The organism is Sphingobacterium faecium, assembly GCF_003054045.1.
GTDB classification, from domain to species: domain Bacteria; phylum Bacteroidota; class Bacteroidia; order Sphingobacteriales; family Sphingobacteriaceae; genus Sphingobacterium; species Sphingobacterium faecium.
The window spans coordinates 425793-437937 of record NZ_QBKH01000006.1; the positions used below are offsets into that span (position 1 = coordinate 425793).

Below are 12145 nucleotides of genomic sequence, written 5' to 3' on the forward strand. Positions count from 1 at the left end.
TGTTAATCTCATGTTTTTAAAATCATACCTGAGCAAGTTGAACCGGAGATCACCCGAGGTCATCAATGCGCTTAATCGTTTAAAAATCTTTCATAATATATCTCCATAGTAATTAATATCATAGTAAAATATAGGTCACGAATCATTATCTTTAGCATATGGTAGCAATTGTTATTGGTGGAAGCGGAGCGACAGGTAGAGAACTTGTTCGACAATTAGTAGTGGACCCTCGATTTAGTAAAGTTCGGGTATTATTGCGACGTCCTTATTTTGAATATCATGATAAATTAGAAGAGATTATTGTTGACTTTGATAAGCTATTCTCTTTTCAAGATCAGATAAGGGGAGATATCGCTTTTTCTTGTTTAGGAACCACATTAAAAGATGCCGGAAGCAAAGAAGCCCAGTGGCATATTGACTATGACTATCCTTTTCATTTTGCGAAAATGTCTTTTGAAAATGGTGTTACTCATTTCGTTTTACTATCTGCAGCCGGAGTAAATGCAAAATCGCGAATCTTTTACAATCGAATGAAAGGATCTTTAGAAGATGCAATCAAAAACATTGGCTTTCAGCAACTCACTATCTTGCGTCCAGGATTTATTGAGCGACCTCATTCAGATCGTTTGGGTGAAAAGATCGGCTTAAAAGTCATTAACGCTTTTAATAAAGTTGGCATTTTTAAACAATATGCCCCAATTAAAACTAAACTACTTGCAAAAGCGATGTTGGAAAGTGTTTTTACATATAAAAAAGCTAGACAGGTATTAGAATTGAAAGATATAAAAGCAGTCATCAAATAGTCTGCAAATCTGTTTTCCATGTAATAGGATATAGGGCATCTTATTTTCATTTAATTCAGTCGAGCCAATATTTTACTTTCAAGCGTCATAATTCAACCTTTTGTGGCGATTTAAATTTGATTTTCTTATCTTTAGGCGAATTTTGAAGCAACCTAACCGTTCGTTTTAATTTCAATTTTGTTTAAGCAAGTTAAAAGATTTCAATAAAAAAATTATGTCATCTAAAATCATTTACACCAAGACAGATGAAGCGCCATTATTGGCGACTTATTCATTCTTACCTATTGTACAAGCATTCGCTAAAACAGCTGATATCGATGTTGAATTAAGAGATATTTCTCTTGCAGGTCGTATTTTGGCGAACTTTTCAGATGTACTAAGCGAAGATCAAAAAGTAGCTGATGCTTTAGCTGAATTAGGACAGTTAGCAACCACTCCAGAAGCTAACATTATTAAGTTACCCAATATTTCAGCTTCTATTCCTCAATTAAAAGGCGCAATTGCTGAATTACAGGCTGCAGGATATGCAATTCCTAATTTTCCTGACAATCCAGAAACTGCGGAAGAAAATGAAATCAAAGCGAAGTATGCCAAAGTATTGGGTTCTGCTGTAAATCCAGTTTTACGTGAAGGAAACTCTGATCGTCGTGCACCGAAGGCGGTTAAGAATTATGCTAAAGCAAATCCACATTCGATGGGTGAGTGGTCTGCAGATTCAAAAACTCGCGTAGCTTCGATGGCTCATGGTGATTTCTATGAAACCGAGCAATCAGTTACGGTACAAAATCAAGGACAGTTCAAAATAGAGTTTGTGAATACCGATGGTACTATTTCTGAATTAAAAGGTTTATCACCATTAAAAGCAGGAGAAGTAATCGATTCATCAGTAATGAGCTTATCCGCTTTAAAAGGTTTTGTTGCAGATACAATTGCAGCAGCCAAAGCTGACGGTGTTTTGTTGTCTGCTCACTTAAAAGCAACAATGATGAAAGTTTCAGATCCTATTATTTTTGGTGCGATCGTAGAAGTTTACTTTAAAGATGTATTTGCTAAGTATGGTGAATTGTTCAATTCTTTAGGAATTAATAAAAATAATGGTTTAGGTGAAGTATTGGCTAAAATTGTAGGCAATCCACAGGAATCAGAAGTTAAAGCAGCTATTGATGCCGCTATTGCTAATGGTCCGGATTTAGCAATGGTCAACTCTGATAAAGGAATTACAAATTTACATGTGCCTTCAGACGTTATTGTTGATGCATCTATGCCAGCTATGATCCGTACTTCGGGACAAATGTGGAATAAAGAAGGAAAGTCTCAGGATACGATTGCCATCATTCCAGATCGTTGTTATGCCGGCGTATATGAAGCAACGATTGAAGATTGTAAAGAGCATGGTGCTTTAGATCCTACCACTATGGGTTCAGTTCCTAATGTTGGTTTAATGGCTCAAAAAGCAGAAGAATATGGATCTCATGATAAAACATTCCAAGCTACTGCAAATGGTACGATACGTGTCGTAGACAATGAAGGAAATATTTTAATGGCGCAAACGGTTGAAACAGGTGATATCTTTCGCATGTGTCAAACAAAAGATGCACCAATCCAAGACTGGGTAAAATTGGCTGTTAACCGTGCTCGTCTGTCTGCTACACCAGCAGTATTCTGGTTAGATGAAAACCGTGCTCATGATAGAGAGATTATCAAAAAAGTAGAAAAATACTTAGGTGATTTTGATACAAATGGATTGGATATTTTTGTTATGAATCCAGTAGAGGCAACTAAATTTTCTTTAGATCGCATTCGCGAAGGTTTAGACACTATTTCTGTTACGGGTAACGTATTACGTGATTACTTAACCGATCTATTCCCTATTTTAGAAGTAGGTACATCTGCAAAGATGCTTTCTATTGTCCCTTTAATGAATGGTGGTGGTCTATTTGAGACTGGTGCTGGGGGTTCTGCTCCAAAACATATTGAGCAATTTTTGCACGAAGGATACCTGCGTTGGGATTCTTTAGGTGAATTCTTAGCTTTAGGTGCTTCTTTAGAACACTTGTCACAAACTCAAAATAATGCAAAAGCATTAGTCTTGGCTGAAACATTGGATGTAGCTACAGAAAAATTCTTAGCAAATGATAAGTCTCCTGCACGTAAAGTAGGTCAGATCGATAACCGAGGGTCTCATTATTATTTAACGGCTTATTGGGCAGAAGCTATAGCAGCGCAAACCAAAGATGCTGAATTAGCTGCAAAATTTGCACCTTTAGCTAAGGCATTAGCTGAAAATGAAAAACAGATCAATGAGGAGTTAATTGCTGCTCAAGGTAAAGCTCAAAATATCGGTGGTTATTATTTCCCTAATGATGATTTAGCTACTAAAGCAATGCGTCCTTCAGAAACATTAAACAATGCAATCGCATCTTTGTAATAAGATTTTGCAATAACATAAAAAAACTCCATTCGTTATGAGTGGAGTTTTTTTTTATGAAATAGCATAATTGAGTAATCAATATCTGTTAATTTTTGTTCTTAAGTAAATTCATCTCTAATACAACCTGTTCTAAAGCATCTGGTTTGACAATAGGTCCCTCGAATACTTCAATATCGTTCGAAGTTAACTGGTTTTTTCCAAGTGTACCTCCTTGTACTTTTACAAATGGATGAAAGGATACTTCTGGAGAACAACTAGTGGAACACTTATTACTATGTTCTTTGTTTTTATTTCGGAAGGGATGCATAATGATTCGATTATGTCTATAAATGGTATTAACAATTTACACATAATATATGTAAAGTTCAAACTATATTATCCAAAATACCCATTTATTAAACAGACTCAACTTAAATCTGTAATAAATGTTTTGCTCTTGTGAGATCGATTTGTTGATGTTCAGGTAGGTGTAAAAAATATAATTTTTGCCAATCTTGGGTTTTCTGCGCCTGTTTATTTTCAACGACATCCCAGTTTGGATAAACTCGAAACCCCCGTTTGCCTTCTTTACCATTTCCAGAAAGTATCCCTTTTTGGAATAAAATAGCTTTTGGGAATATGAAGATTCCAAGATTTGGTTCTTTTCGCACAGCTATGATATAAAAGTCTATAGGATCATTAATTTCGAAAGGAGCGATAATACCAGAAGTAGTTCGCTGCCATAAGGTAACAAATTGCCCAGTCTTTGTCGGTGTTATTTTAGCTGTCCTATATTTAAATTTTCGATTTATCAATTCAAAATTCTGAGCAGCATATTCTTGACTTTCTAGTTCTCGTGTTAAGTTTGCTATTGCTAAACCGCAAGTCCGAAAGACATATTGATCTATTTTTTGTAAGTTAGGATCGACAATTTGAGTATATAACAAGGGAATAAATTTAATTTATACTTTATTTGAAAAAGTTAGTTTTCTGTACAGGTTGATTGTAGGAGCTGATGGGAGCCATCACAGGAAGGCATGCGTTTTGATAAACCACAGATACAGTCATTTAAGCCTTTTCCCTTCAAGATGCGTGGAATATATTTTTCAATACGTGCTTGGATAGTCTTAGATTGTTTAGGCGCTGCGAAATGAAGTAAATATGCTCGTTGTCTGCCTGGAGTTAAGGCCTGAAAGGCAGCGGTCAATATGGGATCTGCTTTTAATTTTTGTTCAAATTCTAAAGGAACTAAAAAATCGGAAGTCTCTTTTAATACAACTTTCAATCCACTTTTTTCAACTTCTATAGCTTCAAAAATATATGCTTTAATTTGAGGCTCTTTCTCCAATATATCTGCAACATTTGTAAACTTTATACTTCTTGAAGATTGAGAGTTCTCACCATGTTGCATCAGCAGTGAGTACGTATCACTTAATAGCGCACCTTTAAAAAAGCCAAGTTCGCAATAAGATTTAAAACGATTGATAAGAACAACATTTTTATTGTTGTATGTATAGCAAGGTGTTTTCCACTTAAGCGTTTCCATGAGTTGACAGTCAAGTACAATTCTACGCAAAAGTTTCATTTCTTCTTGCCATGTCTTGCTATTATTTAAATATTCATCTACTTGAGGATTCATGATAGAAACAGATGCTAATTTTATAATTGTAATGATACAAATATAAATAGACTTTACCAGAGCTTATTATAATTGTAAAAAAAAGATCTTCTTATCGTTTTGATTTAAAAGTAGATTTTTTTCTAAAAAAAATGATACAGTATATTTCTACACTGTATCATCTTCAAAATATTAATTCGGTTCCGCTATACTAATAATTGATTTGTCCCTTTATGGACAATTTCTTTTGATCCTGTAGCGTAGTCATTATTGTCGCCTGAACTTTATTGTCTTTTAAATTTTTAAATAGAGACAACGTCCATTCTTCTGGCCATGTCTTAAAATCAATAAAGCAATAAAAAGGATATGATGTGGGTTTGCTCTCAATCTGATTGATAAAATTATCAGAAGTTGTTTGTAACAAATATTGACCGGCTTTCATTTTATGGAACTGATAAAACATATTATTGGGAAGTGATTCTTCCAGCGATTTATTATATTTCCATGCCTGTATGATATGAGGTACACGTAGATCCTGGATCTTTTTCGCTTCAACAGCATTAAAATCCTCATCGTATTCGTAAGTAATCGAAGTATCCCTTTGAGTGGTAGGATCAGCTTTTATTTGTAAATCAAAATAATTAGAATAATTTTGGGCTAACTGTGCTTCATTAAGTCCAGTATACTTGTTCATTAAATGTGCAAGTATAGGAATATCTTTTAGATGAATCAAACTCCAGAAAGCAAGCGTCTGATTTGTGGTGTCCATAGCTCTGATTTGCAATTCTTGATCTATATTTTGGGAAAGTAACCACTCACCATCAATTTCTGTTTTATTTTTTCCAATTGATGCTTCAATTTTTAAGCTTTTGTCTCTCTGTACATAGTTAATGTGCTTTTTTGACAGTACGTGCTCAAATCCTTTCAAATCACCGATTTGTGTCCATGTATCAGTATCATGTAACAAAGATTCAAGATCTGCGGTTTCTGAACTGTTATCTAAAGCTATTTTATAGATAAAACAATTTCGATCGAATAGTATTTGGATATGTTTTCCTATCATAACACTGACTATACCCTTTTCTTTATTTATGAATTTTATCCCTTTGGGATAATGGTTGGCGAAAAAAGAAAAGCAATCTTCATAGTCCTTTATAGCCAAAATACCGTAAAATTTATTTTTCTGATCAGCAGTGTTGAACAGAAAAATTCGGGCTGGAATCGAAATTCCTGCATCTAAAATTAGGCTTTTTATCCATGTTTCTTTACTTTTTACATCAGGAGATTGATCACCCTTTGAAAGCAGGGAAGAGATATTATCCAATAACAAATCATCAACTGCGATAGATAAGACAGAAGTACTTTCTTTACTTACATATTGCTTCTCAATTTTGTTTTTTCGAACCATATAGATGGTCCACCCAAGTACACATATTAAAAACAATAAGGAGCAGATGATTATTGCAATTCTTTTCATCTATGATTAGTTTTTGATAGGATGATCTAAATTTTTTAAAATATGCTTCAAGATATATTGAAGTGCATTTTTGTCCTCTTTCGGTAACTCCACAGAAAATTCTCCTGAAAAGCGATTTTTATGAAGATGAGTTGATTTAATTTGAACATCTCCATAAGCAGAAAGATCTTTAAGTGTTTGTTGCAAAGGTGCGGTAACAGGAATTTCAAGTTTACTAACAACTTCGGGTATCGCATTGGTATGAACAACCATATTAAAAGGATTAGTAGACATGTCTTTTTTTACTTTCATATTTCTACTTGCTTTAAAACGATTTTGTTCAATGGAAGTTAATTGCTCCAAATCACTTCCTACAAATACAATATCATGCTTAAAAAGAATATAGATTGGTTCTAATTTTTTCTGTTCAGAAATTTTATAAATACCATTTTCCAAACTTACTTCTTGTTTCTTTACTGCAAATTCAAGGATTTTTTTGTATAACCGTTGATCCTGAGAAGTAAACATCCAAAGGAAATTAGGCACATATTCATCTTTTGTTTTTGTTATTTCTTTATAATTATAATCATCATCATATTCATAGGAAACATAATCTTTTGTTACTTTCTGTAGATCGTTTAGAAAGAAAACATGATCACCCTTCATTACTTTACCGATAGATTTTTCATCTAATCCAATTTCTAAGGCGGTAGCAGCTATAGTTACTACATCAGCATATTCTCCCGCTAGTGGTGCGTACCAACGAGATATTAATGCCGGTAATTGCTTCAGGTACCCCTCTGTACTGATATTCATAGAGGCATATGCTAAGTGATTTTCAGGAATATATTGACTGAATTTTTTATTAATTGTATTATTATAGAGTGTTTTGAAAATTTTGGCCATTTCTGCATCTACACCTACTGTTCCAGTCAATTTCAGCGTATGCTGATCTTGTATCAAATCAAATGTAGCATCTTCATAGCCGTATTTAAAATTTTTCAAATCAACACCGTAAGCCATTTTTAAGACGTCGTAAGGCAAAGCATCCTGATATAATTTATCCAGATTTGGTATCCATACCCTTAGTAGATGTTTTTGATCAGCGATCTTGACTGCTTTATGTTGTCCCAGATTATTTTTAGGATCTAAATAATCGTTAAAATCATTAGTAAGCCAAGTGCCAAATAGTTTATTTTTAAGAGAATCATTCTTAGCTTCTCTGATTTGGCTGAGAAGATATAAAGAATCAGATTCAAGATCGTAACTATCCGTTTCAACTGTATCAGCATCATCATCCCAATCAATAGATATGAGAGCAGCGGTATCAGCATAAGCTATTTCAGCCTCAGCGGTAGCTTCACTAATTTCCTCTAAGATATTTACGGTATCAGGTAAAACTTCTTCAGTAGCTATAGCTTCAACCGCTACAGCAGTATCTGCCGCACTTAAAGTTTCATCATATAGCCAACTATCACTGCCGCCACCATATACACCTAGATCTAGACCATAGCGATCGGCCACCTCTTTCATTTGAAAGTAATTGCGGTGCAGATCGCCTGTCAAAACAAATAAGGTTTCTTGATTCCATGCCACCTGCGTCTTTCCGTCTTTTGAAACCCTTCTTTCGTAGCCACTATAAATAGGAAGCACATCAAATTGTGAAAACATACGCTCTTTGACTTTGTGGTTTGCTTTCAAGGGAATTAAAACACCAATATAATATAAGCTATCCGTATTCGTCCGATAAACAAATGCTTGTTTATCTAAATTGACATCTAATTCTTCCAAGCTTTTAATAGAAAAATCCAAGTTATTTCTTGTCTTATCAAAGGCTCCTAATTTCGTTAAGGTCTCATTCAGTAATTCTATAGAACTGTGTTCTACAATGGCTTTATTATTAATGGCGACAACAAAGTCCGCTTGAGATGGTATTTTTTTCGTCAGCTCTTGAGCTGTAGCTTGCACGCTTGCAAAAGCAGCGAGCGCTATCAAGGATAGGTATTTAAAATTCATGTATTTATTTATTATTTAAGGTTATGGTGTTTGCTAGGGAAGCCTTTCCACTAGCAAGATCAGTTGCTTTTAGTTTCAGTAAAACTGCTTTTGCAGAACTTGATATTTTTGCCGAAGCATGTTGTTGTGATTTGACAGTTTTGTCAAATCGTACGATTTGGGTATAATAAGCATCATTGAAATATTTTCGATCAGTTTCAGATATACGTGCATATTCTTTACTTAAAACCGGAGAGTGTGTATATGTTCTGGTGAAAGTACCTGTATGAGCATTGTAAGTATAGCTATTATTATTACCCAAAGCACTCTTAAAATGAGTGCCCAGGGCTTTACTAAAGTTATTTAATGCCGATACTGATGCAAAATGGCAAGAAACAGTTGCAATATAATTGTTGAAATCCAAACTATATTGTACCTGACTAATGCCTGCTGTATTTTTTAAAATACGAATCATATCTTCAGTTTCACTTTTTATCTTCTCTTTTGTGGGTATTTGAATGCCATTAACACTCTTTAGTTTCATTAATGAAGCGACCTTAGTACTGCTTTTACTGAGATTAAGAGTAGCCTTAATGTTTCCTGATCCATTAGCATTCAAGTTAATATCTTCAATAAAATCAAAGCAACTCGTCAGTAGACTGCAGCAACAGATTAAGGTGAATAGTAGTGAGAACGATTTGAGTTTTATCATTTTTAATTATTTTTTAGATTTAACAAGATTTACTTCTTCAAAAGAATGGGATCTGGCACGGTGAAAATAACTGCTTTTAATATATTCATTTGTAAAAATAGTATTTTACACACCTATTCCGTATCGCCGATTATCGTGGTTTTAGGTGAAATTAATATTATTGACGTATAAGTCCATATTCAATGGCTAATTTAATAACTGAGTTTAAATTTTTTGCTCCAAATTTTTCAATCAGATTTTTCCGGTGACTCTCGACAGTATGTGGACTAATGAATAATTTTTCTCCGATTTGGCTAGTAGTTAGTCCAGATGCTGCTTCCGAAAGTACTTCTTTTTCTCTACGCGTCAATTTTGGAACTATTTTTAGTTCATCTTTAGTTTTCTTATCTACAATAATTTTAGTCTGTGAGCATAAAAATTTGTTTCCTTTTAATATTTGTTCTATCCCATTGATAATTTCTTCTACAGAAGCATTTTTTTGAATATATCCATGAGCACCTTCTTGTATTACACTATTGATCACAGCATATTCATTGTGAACACTGATGATTATAATGTGCATCTTAGGGTATTTAATTCTAAGAGATCCTATCAATTCTATACTATTTGCGTCAGGAAGATTGATGTCTAACAAAAGTACATCTACAGATATTTTTGTTAATGCAGTATGCATCGTATCTGCATCTGGAAAACAACCCACCACCTCCAAAAGTTCTGATTTGGAGAGTATATTTTTAAGTCCCTCTAAGAGTAGGGGATGATCATCTGTAATCGCTATTTTAATCATTAATTTTTATTTTTTGGAAATAAAACCTCAACACTCGTTCCAAGATTTATTTCAGATTGGATACTGAATCTTCCTTTTAGAAAATCGATCCGTGATTGAATATTATAAAGTCCTGCTGATTGATTTCCTTTAATCTGTTGTACATCAAATCCAAGGCCATCATCTTCAACAGTGATACAATAACTATCAGCTTCTTCTACAATCTGAATGATGATTTGTTTTGGATCTGCATGTTTTATTGAATTATTGACCAGTTCTTGTACAATACGATAAACCAAAAGTTGCTGTTCTTTTGTTAGCTGATTTTTATAATGTAAAAATTGTACATCAATATCTAGACAATCATTTGACATACGGGCTGCATAATCTTGCAGTGCTTCCTGCAGTCCAAATCTATAAAGTAGATCAGGCATGAGGTTGTGAGCGACACGGCGGAGTTCTTCTACAGCAGTATCTAATTGTTGTATGGACTTTTGCATGTCATCTTTCATGGGTAAATCTAACTTATCTGTTATTTGTGATAAGTTTATTTTAGTGCTGGATAATAAACCACCTAGTCCATCATGTAGATCTCGTGCCATACGTCCACGTTCTTGTTCTTGGCCTTCAAGCATAGCCGTTAAGTTAGATATTTTAGAGTTTTGACGTTCTTTGTCTAACGAAAAATTGTACAACTCCGTATGCTGACGCATACTCTTGGATCGCTGTTTATAGGCATAGAGAAGCAAACAGATGAGCAGTAAGAAAACTAGAATTAAAACCACATAATATTTATTTATCTTTTCCTTATAGGAGATTTCATTTTTAAAACTTATGATATCATGAGCACGACTTTGAGTTTCAAGACGGGACAATTTTAATTCTTGAGTTCTTTTCTCCGATTCCAACTGCGTTAGTTCCAGTTCCTTTCTTTGATTTTCCTCATGCAGCTGTAAGTTTTCAAATGCTTGCTTTTGCTGTAGACTAATGGTCTGCATCAAATTAATTTGTTGTTCCTTCTTATCAGATTCCAACTGCATGGTGATCAGTTGTTGTTGCTGTCTTTCTTTGTCAAACTGAGCTTCTAATCGCTTACCTAGTTCTAATTGCTCTTGATTATAGATGGATTTAAACGTCTCCATATACGCTTTGTGGTAGCGAATTGCTTCAGTCAAATTTTGGTCTGATTCCGCGATTTCAGAAAGATTTTCATATATACTCAAGATGATATTTTGATCGGGTACACTACTTTTAGAGATCTCGACAAGGGCCGACAATAAATATGCTTTTGCTTCCTTAGAATTTTTATTTTTCAAGGCAATCTCTGCCATGATACCATAGGCAGAGGCAACGTGGGTGTACTGCTGCGTCTTTAGACCCTGCTTTTGAGCAAGTTTAGCATATTGAAGCGCTTGATCTTGAAAGCTTTCAGGGTAAGAAGTCAGATAAAGATGAGCCAAATTATTGGCAACAAAAGAAAGGTTTGAAGGGAATGGAATGTTGTTCTTGTTTTGGTTATAGGTATTGATCGCCTGTAAATAGTATTTTTCAGCTTGATCACGCAACTGTTGCTTAGTTTCATCCGCTCTATAACGTTGCTCATACATATATCCCATAAGCATATAAGCATCAAATATAGCAATCGGATCATCTTGCTGAATGGCTAGATTTAAAGCAAGTAAACTATATTTTTCTTGCAATTGGTACTCATTCCAATTCGCATATATTGAAGTAAGTTCTTTGTATGTTGATGATTTTCGGGAGCTTAGAGTGGGAGAGGGATGGGACTGATCAAAATAGTTAATAGCACGTAAAAAACTTCGTACAGCCTCACCCTCTTTATTATTACGGACATATAGCCAGCCTTCACAATAATAGACATAGCCTTTGATTTCTTGATCCTTAGATTTGTGAGCAAATTCCTTTGCTTTGGATAAACTATTTTGTGATTCCTTTAAACGCTCGGCAATGCGATTGTTCATTGCATCAATGGCATACAGATTCGCAGCATATTGACCATCCTCATAGCGAACTGCTATCTGAATATTTTCTTTCAGTATTTCGGCAGCTTGATTTTCTTGTTGATTGAAAAATAAGGCTCTTACATATTTACCAGCTATATATAATCGTTCCGTATTCGAAGCAGGAGTGTTTTCATATTGTTGCTTCAACTTATCCAATATTTCTTGAGCAAGAGCACCAGTCACGATTAAACACAACATCAGAATAAGTAGAATTTCTTTAAATTGTTGGCCAAAACCGATTATGCTCTTCTTCATTTGCATTCCTTGTGGATCTTTCTGTAAGAGACTAAGATATCATTTTTTATAAACATGTAGTGATTAATTGCTCAAAATAGCATGACAGCGGTCATTTGTAGATAAA

10 protein-coding genes are annotated in these 12145 nt (G+C 34.3%); 2 read left to right on the forward strand and 8 right to left on the reverse strand.

Annotated elements, in window-relative coordinates; genetic code table 11:
* The first annotated feature begins 158 nt into the window (after positions 1–158).
* Together C8N37_RS18315 and C8N37_RS18320 are read left to right on the forward strand one after the other, a co-directional pair.
* Positions 159–803 carry a Rossmann-fold NAD(P)-binding domain-containing protein gene (locus C8N37_RS18315; protein WP_108160258.1) on the forward strand — a complete coding sequence of 215 codons (645 nt, stop codon included), beginning with the start codon at positions 159–161 and terminating at the stop codon, positions 801–803.
* A gap of 214 nt (positions 804–1017) precedes the next feature.
* On the forward strand, positions 1018–3231 hold the full coding sequence (locus C8N37_RS18320; RefSeq protein ID WP_108160259.1) for an NADP-dependent isocitrate dehydrogenase: 2214 nt from the start codon (positions 1018–1020) through the stop codon (positions 3229–3231).
* An 88-nt stretch (positions 3232–3319) separates the two neighbouring features.
* Here the strand turns inward: C8N37_RS18320 and C8N37_RS18325 are convergent, their stop codons facing one another.
* The 8 genes from C8N37_RS18325 to C8N37_RS18365 all read right to left on the reverse strand — a co-directional run bounded on the left by C8N37_RS18325 (position 3320) and on the right by C8N37_RS18365 (position 12039).
* Positions 3320–3541 (reverse strand): hypothetical protein, encoded by a 222-nt coding sequence (locus C8N37_RS18325; RefSeq protein ID WP_108160260.1) that lies wholly within the window; start codon positions 3539–3541, stop codon positions 3320–3322.
* A 103-nt stretch (positions 3542–3644) separates the two neighbouring features.
* Complete coding sequence (locus C8N37_RS18330) at positions 3645–4160, reverse strand: MepB family protein (RefSeq protein WP_244914471.1); 516 nt, start codon at positions 4158–4160, stop codon at positions 3645–3647.
* Between the two features lie 35 nt (positions 4161–4195).
* Positions 4196–4852: a DUF1801 domain-containing protein gene (locus C8N37_RS18335; RefSeq protein ID WP_108160261.1), complete on the reverse strand. Its 657-nt coding sequence runs from the start codon at positions 4850–4852 to the stop codon at positions 4196–4198.
* Between the two features lie 190 nt (positions 4853–5042).
* Positions 5043–6308 (reverse strand): hypothetical protein, encoded by a 1266-nt coding sequence (locus C8N37_RS18340; protein ID WP_146171106.1) that lies wholly within the window; start codon positions 6306–6308, stop codon positions 5043–5045.
* A 6-nt stretch (positions 6309–6314) separates the two neighbouring features.
* On the reverse strand, positions 6315–8303 hold the full coding sequence (locus C8N37_RS18345) for a hypothetical protein (RefSeq protein WP_108160263.1): 1989 nt from the start codon (positions 8301–8303) through the stop codon (positions 6315–6317).
* 4 nt (positions 8304–8307) lie between these two features.
* Entirely contained in the window at positions 8308–8994 is a 687-nt protein-coding gene (locus C8N37_RS18350; RefSeq protein ID WP_146171107.1) for a hypothetical protein, read from the reverse strand.
* A gap of 157 nt (positions 8995–9151) precedes the next feature.
* Positions 9152–9781 carry a response regulator transcription factor gene (locus tag C8N37_RS18360; protein WP_108160266.1) on the reverse strand — a complete coding sequence of 210 codons (630 nt, stop codon included), beginning with the start codon at positions 9779–9781 and terminating at the stop codon, positions 9152–9154.
* Positions 9781–12039, reverse strand: coding sequence for a sensor histidine kinase (locus C8N37_RS18365; protein ID WP_108160381.1), 2259 nt, complete (start codon positions 12037–12039; stop codon positions 9781–9783). The genes C8N37_RS18360 and C8N37_RS18365 overlap by 1 nt, the downstream gene beginning before the upstream one ends.
* Positions 12040–12145 lie beyond the last annotated feature (106 nt).